The sequence below is a fragment of the Staphylococcus sp. GDX7P312P genome (assembly GCF_008385775.1).
In the GTDB taxonomy this organism is placed as follows: domain Bacteria; phylum Bacillota; class Bacilli; order Staphylococcales; family Staphylococcaceae; genus Staphylococcus; species Staphylococcus haemolyticus.
In genome coordinates this window covers 23,591-43,430 of record NZ_VUKI01000044.1, presented here as the reverse complement: position 1 = coordinate 43,430, position 19,840 = coordinate 23,591, and the positions used below count along the sequence as shown (strand labels likewise).

Sequence of the window (19,840 nt, the reverse complement as noted above, 5' to 3'; positions counted from 1 at the left end):
TATGGATATTAAATTGTTAAACCCGTTAACACTAGCCTACATGGGTGACGCAGTGTTGGACCAGCACGTGCGAGAATATATCGTTCTTAAATTACAAAGTAAGCCTAATCGATTGCATCAAGTTTCGAAAAGTTATGTGTCTGCGAAAAGTCAGGCGCAAACTTTAGAAACATTATTTGAAATGGGTTGGTTCACGGATGAAGAATTAGATATTGTTAAAAGAGGTCGTAATGCTAAAAGTCACACTAAGGCTAAAAATACGGATATTCAAACTTATCGTAAAAGTTCTGGTTTAGAAGCAGTCATTGGATATTTATATTTAGATCATCAAGAAGAAAGATTGGAAAATTTACTTGATATGATTGTTCAAACAGTCAATGAAAGGTAGTGAAAACAGTGGAAGATATCGTTATTGTCGGTAGGCATGCTGTTAAAGAAGCGATTGTTTCTGGCCATACAATTAATAAAATTTGGATACAAGAGGGAATCAGAAAGCAACAAATCAATGATATTTTACAAAATGCTAAAGAGCAAAAATTGATTGTGCAAACAGTTCCAAAATCCAAATTAGATAATTTAGCAAATGCACCTCATCAAGGTGTTGCTGCACTTATTGCACCATATGAATATGCTGATTTCGATCAATTTATTCAATCTCAAAAGGATAAAGAAGGTTTATCAACTGTAGTGATTTTAGATGGCCTTGAAGATCCTCATAACTTAGGCTCTATATTGAGAACGGCAGATGCTAGCGGTGTTGATGGTGTTATTATTCCTAAAAGACGTTCAGTAGCGTTAACGCAAACAGTTGCTAAAGCATCAACAGGTGCGATACAACATGTTCCAGTTATGCGTGTTACGAATTTAGCAAAAACAATTGACGAATTAAAAGAACATGGCTACTGGGTAGCAGGTGCTGAAGTGGATAATGCAACAGACTATAGAGATATGGCGGCGGATATGCCATTAGCTATCGTTATCGGTAGTGAAGGACAAGGCATGAGTAGATTAGTGAAAGATAAATGTGATTTTTACATTAAAATACCTATGGTTGGACATGTTAATAGCCTCAATGCATCGGTAGCTGCTAGTTTAATGATGTATGAAGTATATCGTAAACGTCATCAAGTCGGAGATAACGCATGAAAGATAAATATTTGATAATTGATGGCTACAATATGATTGGACAGTCACCTGAACTCGGTAAAATTGCAAAAGATAATTTGCAAGAAGCACGAGAGCAATTATTAGATGCTATAGCAAACTATAATGTTGTTGTAGCTGATGAAATTGTATGTGTGTTTGATGCATATGAACAATCAGGTATAGAAAGAGAATACATTTATCATGGTGTGAAAACAGTATTTACAAAAGAAAAAGAGACTGCGGATAGCTATATAGAACGTTATGTTTATAATTTATATAACAAGCACACGACACATATTACCGTTGTAACCAGTGATATGAGCGAGCAACATGCAATATTTGGCGCTGGCGCATATCGTGTATCTTCGAGAGAGATGTGGCGTGATTTAAGAGAAAATGAAATCACAGTGAGTAAGTCATTAGATGATTTCACAGAAAGTAAACCGAGAACACGCATTTCGTTATCAAATGATGTATTAGCAGAATTTGAAAAGATTAGACGTGGAAATCATAACAAAGATTAAAATCGTCCACTTGTCTTTTGAAAATGACTTCATATAAACTTTGCCTAACTTAATTTGAAAGGTAAGGTTTATGGCACATCAATTTATACAACTAGAGAAGACCTTTAAAGCATTCCAAAATAGTCGTAGTAGTCACGAACAAGAGAGATTATTTATAGATATAGTAAACCACATATAACCTAAACTTTTTATAAAATTTAAAAGTTATGGAATGAAAAATGAAAATATTGAAGATTTAGTACAAGAAACTTTAATCAGGATTTATTTAGCACTTCATACATTTGATTTTAGTACAGACGTTCCCTTCGAACACTATTTGAATTGTATCGTACGATCGATGCGAAATGATTTTTGGAGAAGGAAATATATTGAGACTGATAAGCATGATAGCATCATTAATGACTATGTTATTGACTACAAATTGAATCAATCAAGTAAACATATTGAAGATATTTGCATGATAAAAGAGAAGCGAGAATTGCTAGTGAGTAGTTTAACAGTATTAAGTCGATTCGAGCGAAGCGTAGCTGAATTACTAATGTCTGATTATTCACCTAGTGAAATTGCAAAACAACTAGGTATTAAAGATAAAGTGGTTTACAATAGTATTCAACGTTGTAAAATGAAAATGAAGTACTATTTATTGAAGCGTCTTTATTAAGTTGTATCAACTCATACATAACGGCGCTTGTTTGACATTTAATGTTAGGTTTATGTATAGTATACTGGTATTAAAATGAGCAAAGGTGAACTGATTTGAAAAAAGTACCTTTAATTTGTGAAGTTTGTGGTACTAGAAATTATAACGTACCGAAAAAAGAAACTTCTGCAACGAGACTAGAAATAAAAAAATATTGTTCGAGATGTAATGCACATACGATTCATAAAGAGTCTAAATAATAGTGAAAGTATTGCTATTAAAGTCAACGGTTAACTAACTGTGAGTATGGAGGTAATTTTGATGGCTAAAGATAAGGGCACAAACAAAGAAAAAGATAGTTTCTTCCAAGGCGTTAAAAGTGAAATGGAAAAAACGAGTTGGCCAACAAAAGAAGAACTTTTTAAATATACTGTAATTGTAGTTTCTACAGTAATCTTCTTTATGGTCTTTTTCTGGGTATTAGATATAGGTATTGGGAATTTAATTGAACTATTTAGATAAGAATAAGGAGTGACAACATGTCTGAAGAGGTTGGCGCAAAGCGTTGGTATGCTGTGCATACGTATTCTGGATATGAGAATAAAGTTAAGAAGAATTTAGAAAAAAGAGTAGAATCAATGAATATGACAGAACAGATTTTTAGAGTTGTCATACCTGAAGAGGAAGAAACACAAGTTAAAGATGGTAAAGCTAAAAAGCAACTTAAAAAAACGTTCCCTGGTTATGTACTTGTAGAACTAGTGATGACTGATGAATCTTGGTATGTAGTACGTAACACACCTGGTGTTACAGGATTCGTTGGTTCAGCTGGAGCAGGTTCTAAACCAAACCCATTATTACCTGAAGAAATGAGATTCATTTTAAAACAAATGGGACTTAAAGAAAAAACAATCGATGTAGAACTAGATGTCGGAGAACAAGTTCGTATTAAATCAGGACCGTTCGCTAATCAAGTTGGAGAAGTTCAAGAAATCGAACCTGATAAATTTAAATTAACAGTATTAGTTGATATGTTCGGAAGAGAAACACCAGTTGAAGTTGAATTTGATCAAATAGAAAAACTATAATCAATTAAATTTGGAAAAATATTGAACAACCAAAAAGATGAAATTTTACTATTGCTTTTTAAGTTGGTTCAGTGTTAAAATAATGTGGTCGCGTTTTTATAGCGCTCATTTCGTCACGAAATGTTTATGAGTGGGAGGGCAAAACTGAGCCCTGTGACCACATCACGATATCAAGGAGGTGCACATCGTGGCTAAAAAAGTAGAAAAAGTAGTTAAATTACAAATTCCTGCAGGTAAAGCGAACCCAGCACCACCAGTTGGTCCAGCATTAGGTCAAGCAGGTGTAAACATCATGGGATTCTGTAAAGAATTCAACGCACGTACACAAGAACAAGCAGGTTTAATCATTCCGGTAGAAATCAGTGTTTATGAAGATCGTTCATTTACATTCATTACTAAAACTCCACCGGCTCCAGTACTACTTAAAAAAGCAGCTGGCGTAGAAAAAGGTTCTGGTGAACCTAACAAAACTAAAGTTGCTACAGTAACTAAAGATCAAGTACGTGAAATTGCTCAAACTAAAATGCAAGACTTAAACGCTGCAGACGAAGAAGCAGCTATGCGTATTATCGAAGGTACTGCTCGTAGTATGGGTATCACTGTACAATAATTAATGAATACAAAGTTAGTTTAATTTTGAAATAAACTGATAGACGATAGCAGGTAACAGAAATGACAACGACAATATTGTCTATGATTAGTCTGGGTGACTAGTAATCTTTCTTAAGATTACTCAAACATTAGACATTCATCTGTTATCTGCTCTTAACTTGTGTTAGGCACAAGTAAGCGTGGGAGGAAATTCCGCTAAAACCACTAAAGGAGGAACAATAAATGGCTAAAAAAGGTAAAAAGTATCAAGAAGCAGCTAATAAAGTTGATCGTACTAAACATTATAGTGTTGAAGAAGCAATCAGCTTAGCTAAAGAAACAAGCATTGCTAATTTCGACGCATCAGTTGAAGTTGCTTTCCGTTTAGGAATTGATACACGTAAAAATGACCAACAAATCCGTGGTGCAGTAGTATTACCAAACGGAACTGGTAAATCACAACGTGTATTAGTATTTGCTAAAGGTGACAAAATCACTGAAGCAGAAGAAGCAGGCGCAGATTACGTAGGTGAATCTGACTACGTACAAAAAATCCAACAAGGTTGGTTCGACTTTGACGTAGTAGTAGCTACACCAGACATGATGGGCGAAGTTGGTAAATTAGGTCGTGTATTAGGACCTAAAGGTTTAATGCCAAACCCTAAAACTGGTACAGTAACTATGGATGTTAAAAAAGCTGTTGAAGAAATCAAAGCTGGTAAAGTTGAATACCGTGCTGAAAAAGCAGGTATCGTACATGCTTCAATCGGTAAAGTTTCATTCAGCGATGAAAAATTAGTTGAAAACTTCAAAACTTTACAAGATGTATTAGCTAAAGCTAAACCATCATCTGCTAAAGGTACTTACTTCAAATCTGTTGCTGTTACTACAACAATGGGTCCTGGAGTTAAAATTGATACTTCATCATTTAAATTATAATTAAGTGCAAACTTATTTAATTATAGAACCTGTGACTTTTCGAATGTCACAGGTTATTTTTATGTATATACAGAAATAAATTTTGTGTGAACATGATGCAATCTATAAATGGAATTTATTTATTCCGAGTATATTGAAGTCTATGTCTTCATATATGATGGCGAAGAAACGAGTAGTCGATAGAGAAGTAATAACTTTATTTCATTTTATAGTAAAAAAATTGGAAAAGTGATTGACATATTACAATAATGAGGTTATATTATTTATTGTGATTATTTTACCTAAGACAGTAGGAGTTATAGTATAACTTAAAAATCATCCTGCCGAGGCTAAAATTGACTTGAACGTGTGATCATAAAAATGATCTTTCAAGCGCTTTTTGCCGTGGGTAGAAAGTGCTTTTTTTATTGAGAAATTTAAAAAGCACCAAAAATAAAAATGGAGGTGTCTGAATGTCTGCTATTATCGAAGCTAAAAAACAACAAGTTGATGTTATTGCTGAACAACTTAAAAATTCAGTTTCAACTGTTATCGTTGACTACCGTGGCTTAACAGTTGCAGAAGTAACTGAACTACGTTCACAATTACGTGAAGCTGGTGTTGAGTATAAAGTTTACAAAAACACTATGGTTCGTCGTGCAGCTGAACAAGCAGGTATCGAAGGCTTAGATGAATTCTTAACAGGTCCTACAGCTGTTGCAACTTCAACTGAAGATGTAGTAGCACCAGCGAAAGTTATCGCAGGATTTGCTAAAGAACACGAAGCTTTAGAAATCAAAACAGGCGTTATGGAAGGTAGCGTTATTTCAGCAGAAGAAGTTAAAACTGTTGGTTCATTACCTTCACACGATGGTCTTGTTTCTATGCTTTTATCAGTATTACAAGCTCCAGTACGCAACTTCGCTTATGCGGTTAAAGCTGTTGGAGAACAAAAAGAAGAAAGCGCTGAATAATTGCGCATAAAAAATTAAAATAATTGGAGGAAATATAAAATGGCTAATCAAGAACAAATCATTGAAGCAATTAAAGAAATGTCAGTATTAGAATTAAACGATTTAGTAAAAGCAATTGAAGAAGAATTTGGTGTAACAGCAGCAGCTCCTGTAGCAGCAGCTGGTGCAGCTGGTGGCGGAGACGCAGCAGCAGAAAAAACTGAATTTGACGTTGAGTTAACTTCTGCTGGATCTTCAAAAATCAAAGTTGTTAAAGCAGTTAAAGAAGCAACTGGCTTAGGCTTAAAAGATGCTAAAGAATTAGTAGATAACGCTCCTAAAGTAATCAAAGAAGGCGTTGCTAAAGAAGAAGCTGAAAAACTTAAAGAACAATTAGAAGAAGTTGGAGCTACTGTAGAATTAAAATAATTCTAGTATCTTAACTTAATATCGAAGGTTATGTGTTTTTAATGTATTAATAATACATTATCAGAACTAACCCGAATTCTTTGAGAAATTAAAACCCCGTTATCACGATAACGGGGTTTTTACTTCATTTTCTAGTAAAATAAAGATGAACAATGAAAAAAGAGGTGACGTTATGGGACACTATTATGATGAAAATCCAGATGTACAAAGTGATGAAAGAGTCATTCAATATCATTATCATTCCCATCAATTAAATTTAACTACAGATGCAGGTGTGTTCTCAAAAGCACAAGTAGATTTTGGATCAGACACGTTAGTACAAACATTTTTAAACGAGCATCCTCCTGGACCAAGTAAGACGATTGCTGATGTCGGATGCGGGTATGGTCCGATAGGATTAATGATTGCAAAAGTTTCGCCACATCATCAAATTACTATGGTTGATGTGAATCATCGTGCGTTAAATCTTGCTGAAAAGAATAAAAAAGCAAATCAAATTGATAACGTCATTATTAAAGAAAGTGATGGTTTATCACAACTAAAGGATAGTCATTTTGATTATGTACTAACCAATCCTCCCATTAGAGCTGGCAAAGAAGTTGTTCATCGTATTTTTGAAGAAGCATATCAACAGTTAAATTCACAAGGTGAGTTGTACGTTGTGATTCAAAAGAAACAAGGTATGCCTTCTGCTAAAAAGAAAATGGAAGAAATTTTCAATAATGTCGAAGTTGTTAACAAGAATAAAGGATACTATATATTGAAAAGCCGAAAAGGTTGATTTCAAAGTTGTATTCTGATATAGTTATAAAATGTAAAAATTTATGTTCAATAAGTGTGTACTTTTACGCGAAAAGAGTACGATAAACAAGAATAAATGTAGAATCGAAAATGGTGTCATCAACTGTGTTGCCGTTTTCTTTTTGTCTTGTTATACGATTTTTACGCGTATTGGTTCATCACACAATATTTGAGGGGTGAATCTGTTTGGCAGGTCAAGTTGTCCAATATGGAAGACATCGTAAACGTAGAAATTATGCGAGAATTTCAGAAGTATTAGAATTACCAAACTTAATAGAAATTCAAACTAAATCTTACGACTGGTTCCTAAAAGAAGGTTTATTAGAAATGTTCCGTGATATTTCTCCAATTGAAGATTTCACAGGTAACCTTTCTTTAGAATTTGTAGATTATCGATTAGGTGAACCAAAATATGATTTAGAAGAATCAAAAAACCGTGACGCTACTTATGCTGCACCTCTTCGTGTTAAAGTACGTCTAATAATCAAAGAAACTGGCGAAGTTAAAGAACAAGAAGTATTTATGGGTGACTTCCCATTAATGACAGATACAGGTACATTCGTAATCAATGGTGCAGAACGTGTAATCGTGTCTCAATTAGTACGTTCACCATCCGTTTATTTCAATGAAAAAATTGACAAAAACGGTCGTGAAAACTATGATGCGACAATTATCCCTAACCGTGGTGCATGGTTAGAATATGAAACAGATGCTAAAGATGTAGTTTATGTACGTATTGATAGAACACGTAAATTACCATTAACAGTATTATTACGTGCTTTAGGCTTCTCAAATGATCAAGAAATTATTGATTTATTAGGAGACAGTGAATATTTACGTAATACGCTTGAAAAAGATGGCACTGAAAATACTGAGCAAGCATTATTAGAAATATACGAACGTTTACGTCCTGGTGAGCCACCAACAGTTGAAAATGCGAAAAGTTTACTTTATTCACGCTTTTTCGACCCTAAACGTTATGATTTAGCAAGTGTTGGTCGTTACAAAGCTAATAAAAAATTACACTTAAAACACCGCTTATTTAACCAAAAATTAGCAGAACCAATCGTTAATAGCGAAACTGGTGAAATTGTTGCCGAAGAAGGTACAGTTTTAGACCGTCGCAAATTAGACGAAATTATGGAAGTTTTAGAAACAAATGCTAATAGTGAAGTGTTTGAATTAGAAGGTACAGTTATTGATGAACCTGTTGAGATTCAATCAATCAAAGTTTACGTACCAAATGATGAAGAAGGTCGTACGACTACTGTAATCGGTAATGCGTTACCAGATTCAGAAGTTAAATGTATTACACCAGCAGATATCATTGCTTCAATGAGTTATTTCTTTAACTTGTTAAATGGTATTGGTTACACAGACGATATTGACCACTTAGGAAACCGTCGTTTACGTTCAGTTGGTGAATTATTACAAAACCAATTCCGTATCGGTTTATCAAGAATGGAACGTGTTGTACGTGAAAGAATGTCAATTCAAGATACAGACTCTATCACACCACAACAATTAATTAATATCCGTCCAGTTATTGCGTCAATTAAAGAGTTCTTCGGTAGCTCTCAATTATCACAATTCATGGACCAAGCTAACCCATTAGCTGAGTTAACACATAAACGTCGTCTTTCTGCATTAGGACCTGGTGGTTTAACACGTGAACGTGCTCAAATGGAAGTACGTGACGTTCACTACTCTCACTATGGTCGTATGTGTCCAATCGAGACTCCAGAGGGACCAAACATTGGTTTGATTAACTCATTATCAAGCTATGCACGTGTGAATGAATTTGGTTTCATTGAAACACCATATCGTAAAGTAGACTTAGACACTAACTCTATTACAGATCAAATCGACTACTTAACAGCTGATGAAGAAGATAGCTATGTAGTTGCTCAAGCGAACTCTCGCTTAGATGAAAATGGTCGTTTCTTAGATGATGAAGTCGTATGTCGTTTCCGTGGTAATAACACAGTTATGGCTAAAGAGAAAATGGACTACATGGACGTATCTCCTAAACAAGTAGTTTCAGCTGCGACAGCATGTATTCCTTTCCTTGAAAATGATGACTCTAACCGTGCATTAATGGGAGCAAACATGCAACGTCAAGCAGTACCATTGATGAACACAGAAGCACCATTTGTTGGTACAGGTATGGAACATGTTGCTGCACGTGACTCAGGTGCTGCAATTACAGCTAAATATAGAGGTCGCGTTGAACATGTTGAATCTAAAGAAATCTTAGTTCGTCGTTTAGTAGAAGAAAACGGTACTGAACATGAAGGTGAATTAGATCGTTATCCATTAGCTAAATTCAAACGTTCAAACACTGGTACTTGTTACAACCAACGTCCAATTGTTTCAGTTGGCGATGTCGTTGAATATAATGAAATTTTAGCTGACGGACCATCAATGGAATTAGGTGAAATGGCATTAGGTCGTAACGTTGTCGTTGGTTTCATGACTTGGGACGGTTACAACTATGAGGATGCTGTTATTATGAGTGAACGTCTAGTTAAAGATGACGTTTATACTTCAATTCATATTGAAGAGTATGAATCAGAAGCTCGTGATACTAAACTAGGACCTGAAGAAATCACTCGTGATATTCCAAATGTTTCAGAAAATGCACTTAAAAACTTAGATGATCGTGGTATTGTCTACGTTGGTGCTGAAGTTAAAGACGGTGACATCTTAGTAGGTAAAGTAACGCCTAAAGGTGTGACTGAATTAACAGCTGAAGAAAGATTATTACACGCTATCTTCGGTGAAAAAGCACGTGAAGTACGTGATACATCATTACGTGTACCTCACGGAGCTGGTGGTATCGTTCTAGATGTTAAAGTATTTAACCGTGAAGAAGGCGATGATACTTTATCTCCAGGCGTTAACCAATTAGTACGTGTATACATCGTACAAAAACGTAAAATCCATGTTGGGGACAAAATGTGTGGTCGTCATGGTAACAAAGGGGTTATCTCTAAGATTGTACCTGAAGAAGATATGCCTTACTTACCAGATGGACGTCCAATTGACATCATGTTAAACCCACTTGGTGTACCATCTCGTATGAACATCGGACAAGTATTAGAATTACACTTAGGTATGGCTGCTAAAAACTTAGGCATCCATGTTGCATCTCCAGTATTCGATGGTGCGAACGATGATGATGTATGGTCAACAATCGAAGAAGCAGGTATGGCTCGTGACGGTAAAACAGTCTTATACGATGGTAGAACTGGTGAACCATTCGATAATCGTATTTCTGTTGGTGTTATGTACATGCTTAAACTTGCACACATGGTTGACGATAAATTACACGCTCGTTCAACTGGTCCATACTCACTAGTTACACAACAACCGCTTGGTGGTAAAGCACAATTCGGTGGACAACGTTTCGGTGAGATGGAGGTATGGGCACTAGAAGCATATGGTGCTGCTTACACATTACAAGAAATCTTAACTTATAAATCTGACGATACAGTAGGACGTGTTAAAACATACGAAGCTATCGTTAAAGGTGAAAACATCTCTAGACCAAGTGTTCCAGAATCATTCCGCGTATTGATGAAAGAATTACAAAGTTTAGGTTTAGATGTCAAAGTTATGGATGAACAAGATAATGAAATCGAAATGGCTGATGTTGATGATGAAGATGCAACTGAGCGCAAAGTAGATTTACAACAAAAAGATGTTCCTGAAACTCAAAAAGAAACTACTGACTAATTAGAATTTGAAGTTATAAAAAAGTAAGGGATTAGAAACTCAGTTCGATTTAAACTAAAAATAAGCTAATCGTGCTGATTTCTTCCCTATAATCATATGACTTGTTTTAGTTTCAATAGATGTAAATCAATCAAATGGCACAGCTAATCTAAATTGAAGGAGGTAGGCTCCTTGATTGATGTAAATAATTTCCATTATATGAAAATCGGTTTAGCCTCACCTGAAAAAATCCGTTCATGGTCATACGGTGAAGTAAAAAAACCAGAAACAATCAACTATCGTACATTGAAACCAGAAAAAGATGGTCTTTTCTGTGAAAGAATTTTTGGACCTACAAAAGACTGGGAATGTAGTTGTGGTAAGTACAAACGTGTACGCTACAAAGGCATGGTTTGTGACAGATGTGGTGTAGAAGTAACTAAATCTAAAGTACGTCGTGAAAGAATGGGACACATTGAATTAGCAGCTCCAGTTTCACATATTTGGTATTTTAAAGGTATTCCAAGTCGTATGGGTCTTTTATTAGACATGTCTCCTAGAGCATTAGAAGAAGTTATTTATTTCGCTTCATATGTTGTAGTAGATCCAGGTCCAACAGGCTTAGAGAAAAAATCATTATTATCTGAAGCTGAATTCAGAGAATATTACGATAAATACCCAGGTCAATTTGTAGCTAAAATGGGTGCTGAAGGTATTAAAGACCTATTAGAAGAAATTAACTTAGACGAAGAATTAAAATCATTGCGTGACGAATTAGAATCTGCAACTGGTCAAAGATTGACACGTGCGATTAAACGTTTAGAAGTTGTTGAATCATTCAGAAACTCTGGTAATAATCCAGCGTGGATGATTTTAGACGTACTTCCAATTATTCCACCTGAAATCCGTCCAATGGTTCAGTTAGATGGTGGACGTTTCGCAACAAGTGATTTAAATGATTTATACCGTCGTGTGATTAACCGTAATAATCGTTTAAAACGTTTATTAGACTTAGGTGCTCCTGGCATCATCGTTCAAAACGAAAAACGTATGTTGCAAGAAGCAGTTGATGCTTTAATCGATAACGGTCGTCGTGGTCGTCCAGTTACTGGTCCAGGTAACAGACCATTGAAATCACTTTCACATATGTTGAAAGGTAAACAAGGTCGTTTCCGTCAAAACTTACTTGGTAAACGTGTTGACTATTCAGGTCGTTCAGTTATCGCTGTTGGTCCAAGCTTAAAAATGTATCAATGTGGATTACCTAAAGAAATGGCGCTTGAATTGTTCAAGCCATTCGTAATGAAGGAATTAGTTCAACGTGAAATTGCTACTAACATCAAAAATGCTAAAAGTAAAATTGAGCGTATGGACGATGAAGTATGGGACGTATTGGAAGATGTAATCAGAGAACACCCTGTATTACTTAACCGTGCACCTACTCTTCACAGATTAGGTATCCAAGCATTCGAACCTACATTAGTTGAAGGTCGTGCTATCCGTCTACACCCACTTGTAACAACAGCTTACAACGCGGACTTTGACGGTGACCAAATGGCCGTTCACGTTCCTTTATCTAAAGAAGCACAAGCTGAAGCACGTATGTTAATGTTAGCTGCTCAAAACATCTTGAACCCTAAAGACGGTAAACCTGTCGTAACACCATCACAAGATATGGTATTAGGTAACTATTACCTAACATTAGAACGTAAAGATGCAGTGAACACTGGTACTATCTTTAATGATACAAATGAAGTGCTTAAAGCTTATGCAAATGGCTATGTTCATTTACACACTCGTATTGGTGTACATGCGAAATCATTTAACAACCCTACATTCACAGAAGCTCAAAACAACAAAATTTTAGCTACTTCAGTAGGTAAAGTGATTTTCAATGAAATCATTCCTGATTCATTCGCATTCATCAATGAACCTAGTCAAACAAATCTTGAAGGTAAAACACCTGACAAATACTTTATTGATCCAACTCAATTAGGTGAAGGTGGACTTAAAGCATACTTTGAAGAACAAGAACTTATTGAACCATTCAATAAAAAATTCTTAGGTAATATTATTGCCGAAGTCTTCAATAGATTCAGTATCACTGATACATCTATGATGCTTGACCGTATGAAAGATTTAGGTTTCAAATTCTCATCTAAAGCTGGTATCACTGTTGGTGTAGCAGATATTGTTGTACTTCCAGATAAACAAGACATTTTAGATGAGCACGAAAAATTAGTAGAACGTGTATCTAAACAATTTAATCGTGGTTTAATTACTGAAGATGAACGTTATAATGCCGTTGTTGAAATTTGGACAGATGCCAAAGATCAAATTCAAGGCGAATTAATGCAATCTCTTGAGAAAACAAACCCAATCTTCATGATGAGTGATTCTGGTGCACGTGGTAACGCATCTAACTTTACACAATTAGCTGGTATGCGTGGTTTAATGGCCGCACCATCAGGTAAAATTATTGAGTTACCAATCACATCTTCATTCCGTGAAGGTTTAACAGTGTTAGAATACTTCATCTCTACACACGGTGCGCGTAAAGGTCTTGCCGATACAGCCCTTAAAACAGCTGACTCTGGTTACCTTACTCGTCGTCTTGTTGACGTTGCTCAAGACGTTATTGTTCGTGAAGAAGACTGTGGCACAGACCGCGGCTTACTAGTTTCTGATATCAAAGAAGGTACAGAAATGATCGAACCATTCATCGAACGTATTGAAGGACGTTATTCTAAAGAAACAATTCGTCATCCTGAAACTGATGAAATCATCATCCGTCCAGACGAATTAATCACTGCTGAAATCGCTAAGAAAATCACTGATGCCGGTATTGAACAAATGTACATCCGCTCAGCATTTACATGTAACACACGTCACGGTGTTTGTGAAAAATGTTACGGTAAAAACCTTGCTACTGGTGAAAAAGTTGAAGTGGGTGAAGCAGTTGGTACAATCGCTGCTCAATCAATCGGTGAACCTGGTACCCAACTTACAATGCGTACATTCCATACAGGTGGTGTAGCAGGAAGCGATATCACTCAAGGTCTTCCACGTATCCAAGAGATCTTTGAAGCACGTAATCCAAAAGGTCAAGCTGTGATTACTGAAATCGAAGGTGTCGTTGAAGATATTAAATTAGCAAAAGATCGCCAACAAGAAATTGTTGTTAAAGGTGCTAATGAAACAAGATCTTACTTAGCTTCAGGTACTTCTAGATTAAAAGTAGAAGTCGGTCAATCAGTTGAACGTGGTGAAGTATTAACTGAAGGTTCAATCGAACCTAAGAACTTCCTAGCTGTTGCTGGTTTAAATGCGACTGAAAGCTACTTACTTAAAGAAGTTCAAAAAGTTTATCGTATGCAAGGTGTAGAAATTGACGATAAACACGTTGAAGTAATGGTAAGACAAATGTTACGTAAAGTTAGAATCATCGAAGCTGGTGATACTAAGTTATTACCTGGTTCATTGGTTGACATTCATAGCTTTACAGATGCAAACAGAGAAGCGTTTAAAGAACGTAAACGTCCAGCAACTGCTAAACCAGTATTGCTTGGTATTACAAAAGCGTCTCTTGAAACTGAAAGCTTCTTATCAGCAGCATCATTCCAAGAAACAACTCGTGTACTTACAGATGCAGCAATCAAAGGTAAACGCGACGACTTACTTGGACTTAAAGAAAACGTTATTATTGGTAAGTTAATTCCAGCTGGTACTGGTATGAGACGTTATAGTGACGTTAAATATGATAAAGCTGAAACACCAGTTACTGAAACTGAAGAAGCAGAAATCATTGAGTAATTAATGAAATAAAACTAAATTCATATTTATTTCAATATTGACGAGGCGGGACTTATCAATCTTTTGAGACGATAGTCTCGTTCTCGTTCTTTATTTTTTATAATTAGTAAAAAGTCTGCAAAATATGTTGACTTAATGCTGATTTAAGTGTTATTATTGTAAAGGTTGATGCAAGCAGAACTTTGGAGGATATTTTAATGTCTAATGAAAAAGTTGCACGCTTTAACAAACAACACTATGTAGTTGGTCTTAAAGAAACGCTTAAAGCGTTAAATAGAGATCAAGTTGCATCTTTGATTATTGCTCAAGACGTTGAGGTACATTTGTTAGCTCGCGTATTTAGTTTAATCAATCATAAAAATATACCTATTACTTATTTTCAAAGCAAGCATGCTTTAGGTAGTTATGTAGGTATTAACGTTAATGCGACTATTGTTGCGTTATTGAATGAGAATTAGTAAGTATATTGCTTACTAAATTTTATTTAACCTAAAAATGAACCACCTGGATGTGTGGAATTAAAAAGTGAAGAGAGGAGGACATTTCAATGCCAACTATTAACCAATTAGTACGTAAACCTAGACAAAGCAAATCTAAAAAATCAGATTCACCAGCTTTAAACAGAGGTTTTAATAGTAAAAAGAAACAATTTACTAACTTAAATTCACCTCAAAAACGTGGTGTTTGTACTCGTGTAGGTACTATGACACCTAAAAAACCTAACTCAGCGTTACGTAAATATGCACGTGTGCGTTTATCAAACAATATTGAAATCAACGCATACATCCCTGGTATCGGCCATAACTTACAAGAACACAGTGTAGTACTTGTACGTGGTGGACGTGTAAAAGACTTACCTGGTGTGCGTTACCACATCGTACGTGGTGCACTTGATACTTCAGGTGTTGACGGACGTAGACAAGGCCGTTCATTATACGGAACTAAAAAACCTAAAAATTAAGTTTAAGATTGTGTAAATTTTAATTTCAATTTTTAATAATATACTATAATAGGAAGGGAGGATTTTAATTATGCCTCGTAAAGGATCAGTACCTAAAAGAGACGTATTACCAGATCCAATTCATAACTCTAAATTAGTTACAAAATTGATCAACAAAATCATGTTAGATGGTAAACGCGGAACAGCACAAAGAATTCTTTATTCAGCATTTGACCTTGTAGAACAACGCAGTGGTCGTGATGCTTTAGAAGTATTTGAAGAAGCAATTAACAACATTATGCCAGTATTAGAAGTAAAAGCTCGTCGTGTGGGTGGTTCAAACTACCAAGTACCAGTTGAGGTTCGCCCAGAACGTCGTACTACTCTAGGATTACGTTGGTTAGTTAACTACGCTCGTCTTCGTGGTGAAAAAACTATGGAAGATCGTTTAGCTAACGAAATCTTAGATGCTGCTAATAATACAGGTGGTGCCGTTAAGAAACGTGAGGACACTCACAAAATGGCTGAAGCGAACAAAGCATTCGCTCACTACCGCTGGTAAGATTAAAGCTTTAACCCTGAGTGTGTTCCGTCACATTGGTTTACCAAATAAGATGGCTCATGCTTAGGGCATCGCCATATTCAATAGTACTTATTCAGTAATTACTGGAAGGAGAAAAACAATGGCTAGAGACTTTTCTTTGAAAAACACTCGTAACATCGGTATCATGGCTCACATTGATGCTGGTAAAACAACTACGACTGAACGTATTCTTTACTATACAGGTCGTATCCACAAAATTGGTGAAACACACGAAGGTGCTTCACAAATGGACTGGATGGAACAAGAACAAGACCGTGGTATTACAATCACATCAGCTGCTACAACAGCTCAATGGGATGGCCACCGTGTAAACATTATCGATACTCCAGGACACGTAGACTTCACTGTAGAGGTTGAACGTTCTTTACGTGTACTTGATGGTGCGGTTACTGTACTTGATGCTCAATCAGGTGTAGAACCTCAAACTGAAACAGTTTGGCGTCAAGCTACAACTTACGGTGTACCTCGTATCGTATTCGTAAACAAAATGGATAAATTAGGCGCTAACTTCGACTATTCTGTAAGTACATTACATGATCGTTTAGATGCTAACGCTGCACCTATCCAATTACCAATTGGTGCCGAAGACGAATTTGAAGCTATCATCGACTTAGTAGAAATGAAATGCTTCAAATATACTAATGACTTAGGTACTGAAATTGACGAAATTGAAATTCCTGAAGATCACAAAGAAAGAGCAGAAGAAGCTCGTTCTAATTTAATCGAAGCAGTTGCAGAAACTAACGATGAATTAATGGAAAAATATCTTGGTGATGAAGAAATTTCAGTAGCAGAATTGAAAGATGCAATTCGTCAAGCAACTACTGACGTAGAATTCTACCCAGTACTTTGCGGTACAGCATTCAAAAACAAAGGTGTTCAATTAATGCTTAACGCAGTAATTGACTACTTACCATCACCTTTAGATGTTAAACCAATCGTAGGCCATCGTGCTGAAAATCCTGAAGAAGAAGTAATTGCTAAACCAGACGATTCAGCTGAATTCGCTGCATTAGCATTCAAAGTTATGACTGACCCTTATGTTGGTAAATTAACTTTCTTCCGTGTATATTCAGGTACTTTAACATCAGGTTCTTACATTAAGAACTCAACTAAAGACAAACGTGAACGTGTAGGTCGTTTATTACAAATGCACGCTAACTCACGTCAAGAAATCGACACTGTTTACTCAGGCGATATCGCTGCTGCAGTTGGTCTTAAAGATACAGGTACTGGTGACACATTATGTGGTGAAAAGAATGACATTATCTTAGAATCAATGGAATTCCCTGAACCAGTTATCCACTTATCAGTAGAACCAAAATCTAAAGCTGACCAAGATAAAATGACTCAAGCTTTAGTTAAATTACAAGAAGAAGACCCTACTTTCCATGCACACACAGATGAAGAAACTGGACAAGTTATCATCGGTGGTATGGGTGAGTTACACTTAGACATCTTAGTTGACCGTATGAAGAAAGAATTCAACGTTGAATGTAATGTAGGTGCGCCAATGGTTTCATATCGTGAAACATTCAAGCAATCTGCACAAGTTCAAGGTAAATTCTCTCGACAATCTGGTGGTCGTGGTCAATACGGTGATGTTCACATTGAATTCACACCAAACGAAACTGGCGCAGGTTTCGAATTCGAAAACGCTATCGTTGGTGGTGTAGTTCCTCGTGAATACATTCCATCAGTTGAAGCTGGTCTTAAAGATGCTATGGAAAACGGTGTATTAGCTGGTTATCCATTAATCGATGTTAAAGCAAAATTATTTGATGGTTCATACCATGATGTCGATTCATCTGAAATGGCCTTCAAAATTGCTGCATCATTAGCACTTAAAGAAGCTGCTAAAAAATGTGATCCAGTTATCTTAGAACCAATGATGAAAGTAACAATCGAAATGCCTGAAGAATACATGGGTGATATCATGGGTGACGTAACAGCTCGTCGTGGACGTGTTGATGGTATGGAACCTCGTGGTAATGCACAAGTTGTTAACGCTTATGTACCACTTTCAGAAATGTTCGGTTACGCAACTTCATTACGTTCTAACACTCAAGGTCGCGGTACTTACACTATGTACTTCGATCACTATGCAGAAGTTCCAAAATCAATTGCTGATGATATCATCAAAAAAAATAAAGGTGAATAATTAAACTTGTTTTAGCTAGAATTTCTAGGTAAAATACAGCGTAAGCTTATTAATTAAGCGAACATCTTTATGAATTGATTTTTTACTGAAAATGCATTATAAATGAATTATGAATTCTAACAATCATTATGTCTCATGATGGTGAGAAACTATCATGAGAGATAATATTGAAATAACTTTTACTAGAATAGGAGAGATTTAATAATGGCAAAAGAAAAATTTGATCGCTCAAAAGAACATGCCAATATTGGTACTATCGGTCACGTTGACCATGGTAAAACTACTTTAACAGCTGCTATCGCAACTGTATTAGCTAAAAATGGTGACACTGTAGCACAATCATATGACATGATTGACAACGCTCCAGAAGAAAAAGAACGTGGTATCACAATCAATACTGCACACATCGAGTATCAAACTGACAAACGTCACTATGCTCACGTTGACTGCCCAGGACACGCTGACTATGTTAAAAACATGATCACTGGTGCTGCTCAAATGGACGGCGGTATCTTAGTAGTATCTGCTGCTGACGGTCCAATGCCACAAACTCGTGAACACATTCTTTTATCACGTAACGTTGGTGTACCAGCATTAGTAGTATTCTTAAACAAAGTTGACATGGTTGACGATGAAGAATTATTAGAATTAGTTGAAATGGAAGTACGTGACTTATTATCTGAATACGACTTCCCAGGTGACGATGTACCTGTAATCGCTGGTTCAGCATTAAAAGCTTTAGAAGGCGATGCTCAATACGAAGAAAAAATCTTAGAATTAATGCAAGCAGTTGATGATTACATTCCAACTCCAGAACGTGATTCTGACAAACCATTCATGATGCCAGTTGAGGACGTATTCTCAATCACTGGTCGTGGTACTGTTGCTACAGGCCGTGTTGAACGTGGTCAAATCAAAGTTGGTGAAGAAGTTGAAATCATTGGTATCCATGACACTTCTAAAACAACTGTTACTGGTGTAGAAATGTTCCGTAAATTATTAGACTACGCTGAAGCTGGTGACAACATCGGTGCATTATTACGTGGTGTTGCTCGTGAAGACGTACAACGTGGTCAAGTATTAGCTGCTCCAGGTTCAATCACACCTCACACAAAATTCAAAGCAGACGTATACGTTTTATCTAAAGACGAAGGTGGACGTCACACTCCATTCTTCACAAACTATCGTCCACAATTCTATTTCCGTACTACTGACGTAACTGGTGTTGTTAACTTACCAGAAGGTACAGAAATGGTTATGCCTGGCGACAACGTTGAAATGACAGTAGAATTAATCGCTCCTATCGCGATTGAAGACGGTACTCGTTTCTCAATCCGTGAAGGTGGACGTACTGTAGGATCAGGCGTTGTAACTGAAATCATCGAATAATTTTAATTATTCCTTATTTCTAAATGAGACTCCCTATTGGGAGTCTTTTTTTTATTTTTGTAAATGTCATATTTACATTTTAATCTTATTTCTAGTTTTCAGATTATGCTTTTTCAATCTCATCTT

19 protein-coding genes and 1 other annotated feature are annotated in these 19,840 nt (G+C 36.1%); all 19 genes read left to right on the top strand.

What is annotated here, in order from left to right; all coding sequences use genetic code 11:
• Position 1: 1 nt before the first annotated feature.
• Positions 2–388, top strand: coding sequence for a Mini-ribonuclease 3 (locus F1592_RS11220; protein ID WP_029376688.1), 387 nt, complete (start codon positions 2–4; stop codon positions 386–388).
• A gap of 8 nt (positions 389–396) precedes the next feature.
• Positions 397–1,146, top strand: a complete 750-nt coding sequence (gene rlmB, locus F1592_RS11215) for a 23S rRNA (guanosine(2251)-2'-O)-methyltransferase RlmB (protein WP_149809662.1) — start codon at positions 397–399, stop codon at positions 1,144–1,146.
• Positions 1,143–1,670, top strand: a complete 528-nt coding sequence (locus F1592_RS11210; protein WP_149809663.1) for an NYN domain-containing protein — start codon at positions 1,143–1,145, stop codon at positions 1,668–1,670. The genes rlmB and F1592_RS11210 overlap by 4 nt, the downstream gene beginning before the upstream one ends.
• A 211-nt stretch (positions 1,671–1,881) precedes the next feature.
• A complete protein-coding gene (locus F1592_RS11205) occupies positions 1,882–2,331 on the top strand; it encodes a sigma-70 family RNA polymerase sigma factor (protein WP_223197240.1) in 450 nt (149 codons plus the stop codon).
• Positions 2,332–2,426: 95 nt separating this feature from the next.
• Positions 2,427–2,570 (top strand): 50S ribosomal protein L33, encoded by a 144-nt coding sequence (gene rpmG, locus F1592_RS11200; protein WP_016931334.1) that lies wholly within the window; start codon positions 2,427–2,429, stop codon positions 2,568–2,570.
• 61 nt (positions 2,571–2,631) lie between these two features.
• Positions 2,632–2,832, top strand: coding sequence for a preprotein translocase subunit SecE (gene secE, locus F1592_RS11195; RefSeq protein ID WP_011276726.1), 201 nt, complete (start codon positions 2,632–2,634; stop codon positions 2,830–2,832).
• A gap of 17 nt (positions 2,833–2,849) precedes the next feature.
• On the top strand, positions 2,850–3,398 hold the full coding sequence (gene nusG / locus F1592_RS11190; protein WP_016931333.1) for a transcription termination/antitermination protein NusG: 549 nt from the start codon (positions 2,850–2,852) through the stop codon (positions 3,396–3,398).
• A gap of 187 nt (positions 3,399–3,585) precedes the next feature.
• Complete coding sequence (rplK, locus tag F1592_RS11185) at positions 3,586–4,008, top strand: 50S ribosomal protein L11 (protein WP_001832298.1); 423 nt, start codon at positions 3,586–3,588, stop codon at positions 4,006–4,008.
• 224 nt (positions 4,009–4,232) lie between these two features.
• The gene (rplA, locus tag F1592_RS11180; RefSeq protein WP_053017883.1) at positions 4,233–4,928 is read left to right on the top strand and encodes a 50S ribosomal protein L1; all 696 of its coding nucleotides are present in this window, start codon (positions 4,233–4,235) and stop codon (positions 4,926–4,928) included.
• A gap of 262 nt (positions 4,929–5,190) precedes the next feature.
• Positions 5,191–5,342, top strand: a sequence feature (ribosomal protein L10 leader region).
• 38 nt (positions 5,343–5,380) lie between these two features.
• The gene (gene rplJ / locus F1592_RS11175) at positions 5,381–5,881 is read left to right on the top strand and encodes a 50S ribosomal protein L10 (protein ID WP_011276721.1); all 501 of its coding nucleotides are present in this window, start codon (positions 5,381–5,383) and stop codon (positions 5,879–5,881) included.
• 39 nt (positions 5,882–5,920) lie between these two features.
• Complete coding sequence (gene rplL, locus F1592_RS11170; RefSeq protein ID WP_011276720.1) at positions 5,921–6,289, top strand: 50S ribosomal protein L7/L12; 369 nt, start codon at positions 5,921–5,923, stop codon at positions 6,287–6,289.
• Positions 6,290–6,461: 172 nt separating this feature from the next.
• Positions 6,462–7,070, top strand: a complete 609-nt coding sequence (locus tag F1592_RS11165; protein ID WP_053017882.1) for a class I SAM-dependent methyltransferase — start codon at positions 6,462–6,464, stop codon at positions 7,068–7,070.
• A gap of 206 nt (positions 7,071–7,276) precedes the next feature.
• Positions 7,277–10,828 carry a DNA-directed RNA polymerase subunit beta gene (rpoB, locus tag F1592_RS11160; RefSeq protein ID WP_037552082.1) on the top strand — a complete coding sequence of 1,184 codons (3,552 nt, stop codon included), beginning with the start codon at positions 7,277–7,279 and terminating at the stop codon, positions 10,826–10,828.
• Between the two features lie 198 nt (positions 10,829–11,026).
• Positions 11,027–14,620: a DNA-directed RNA polymerase subunit beta' gene (gene rpoC, locus F1592_RS11155; RefSeq protein ID WP_182725492.1), complete on the top strand. Its 3,594-nt coding sequence runs from the start codon at positions 11,027–11,029 to the stop codon at positions 14,618–14,620.
• Between the two features lie 197 nt (positions 14,621–14,817).
• Positions 14,818–15,078, top strand: a complete 261-nt coding sequence (locus F1592_RS11150; protein ID WP_011276716.1) for a ribosomal L7Ae/L30e/S12e/Gadd45 family protein — start codon at positions 14,818–14,820, stop codon at positions 15,076–15,078.
• Between the two features lie 89 nt (positions 15,079–15,167).
• Positions 15,168–15,581, top strand: coding sequence for a 30S ribosomal protein S12 (rpsL, locus tag F1592_RS11145; RefSeq protein ID WP_016931318.1), 414 nt, complete (start codon positions 15,168–15,170; stop codon positions 15,579–15,581).
• A gap of 70 nt (positions 15,582–15,651) precedes the next feature.
• A complete protein-coding gene (gene rpsG / locus F1592_RS11140) occupies positions 15,652–16,122 on the top strand; it encodes a 30S ribosomal protein S7 (RefSeq protein ID WP_001137495.1) in 471 nt (156 codons plus the stop codon).
• Between the two features lie 121 nt (positions 16,123–16,243).
• Positions 16,244–18,325: an elongation factor G gene (gene fusA / locus F1592_RS11135; RefSeq protein WP_053017877.1), complete on the top strand. Its 2,082-nt coding sequence runs from the start codon at positions 16,244–16,246 to the stop codon at positions 18,323–18,325.
• Between the two features lie 204 nt (positions 18,326–18,529).
• Positions 18,530–19,714: an elongation factor Tu gene (gene tuf, locus F1592_RS11130; RefSeq protein WP_011276713.1), complete on the top strand. Its 1,185-nt coding sequence runs from the start codon at positions 18,530–18,532 to the stop codon at positions 19,712–19,714.
• Positions 19,715–19,840 lie beyond the last annotated feature (126 nt).

What these genes read in the sequence shown, in the direction of transcription:
- F1592_RS11220 (WP_029376688.1), top strand. Translation starts at nt 2, where the DNA reads ATGGATATTAAATTGTTAAACCCGTTAACACTAGCCTACATGGGTGAC.
- F1592_RS11210 (WP_149809663.1), top strand. Translation starts at nt 1,143, where the DNA reads ATGAAAGATAAATATTTGATAATTGATGGCTACAATATGATTGGACAG.
- F1592_RS11205 (WP_223197240.1), top strand. Translation starts at nt 1,882, where the DNA reads ATGAAAAATGAAAATATTGAAGATTTAGTACAAGAAACTTTAATCAGG.
- secE (WP_011276726.1), top strand. Translation starts at nt 2,632, where the DNA reads ATGGCTAAAGATAAGGGCACAAACAAAGAAAAAGATAGTTTCTTCCAA.
- nusG (WP_016931333.1), top strand. Translation starts at nt 2,850, where the DNA reads ATGTCTGAAGAGGTTGGCGCAAAGCGTTGGTATGCTGTGCATACGTAT.
- rplA (WP_053017883.1), top strand. Translation starts at nt 4,233, where the DNA reads ATGGCTAAAAAAGGTAAAAAGTATCAAGAAGCAGCTAATAAAGTTGAT.
- rplJ (WP_011276721.1), top strand. Translation starts at nt 5,381, where the DNA reads ATGTCTGCTATTATCGAAGCTAAAAAACAACAAGTTGATGTTATTGCT.
- rplL (WP_011276720.1), top strand. Translation starts at nt 5,921, where the DNA reads ATGGCTAATCAAGAACAAATCATTGAAGCAATTAAAGAAATGTCAGTA.
- F1592_RS11165 (WP_053017882.1), top strand. Translation starts at nt 6,462, where the DNA reads ATGGGACACTATTATGATGAAAATCCAGATGTACAAAGTGATGAAAGA.
- rpoC (WP_182725492.1), top strand. Translation starts at nt 11,027, where the DNA reads ATGAAAATCGGTTTAGCCTCACCTGAAAAAATCCGTTCATGGTCATAC.
- F1592_RS11150 (WP_011276716.1), top strand. Translation starts at nt 14,818, where the DNA reads ATGTCTAATGAAAAAGTTGCACGCTTTAACAAACAACACTATGTAGTT.
- rpsL (WP_016931318.1), top strand. Translation starts at nt 15,168, where the DNA reads ATGCCAACTATTAACCAATTAGTACGTAAACCTAGACAAAGCAAATCT.
- rpsG (WP_001137495.1), top strand. Translation starts at nt 15,652, where the DNA reads ATGCCTCGTAAAGGATCAGTACCTAAAAGAGACGTATTACCAGATCCA.
- fusA (WP_053017877.1), top strand. Translation starts at nt 16,244, where the DNA reads ATGGCTAGAGACTTTTCTTTGAAAAACACTCGTAACATCGGTATCATG.
- tuf (WP_011276713.1), top strand. Translation starts at nt 18,530, where the DNA reads ATGGCAAAAGAAAAATTTGATCGCTCAAAAGAACATGCCAATATTGGT.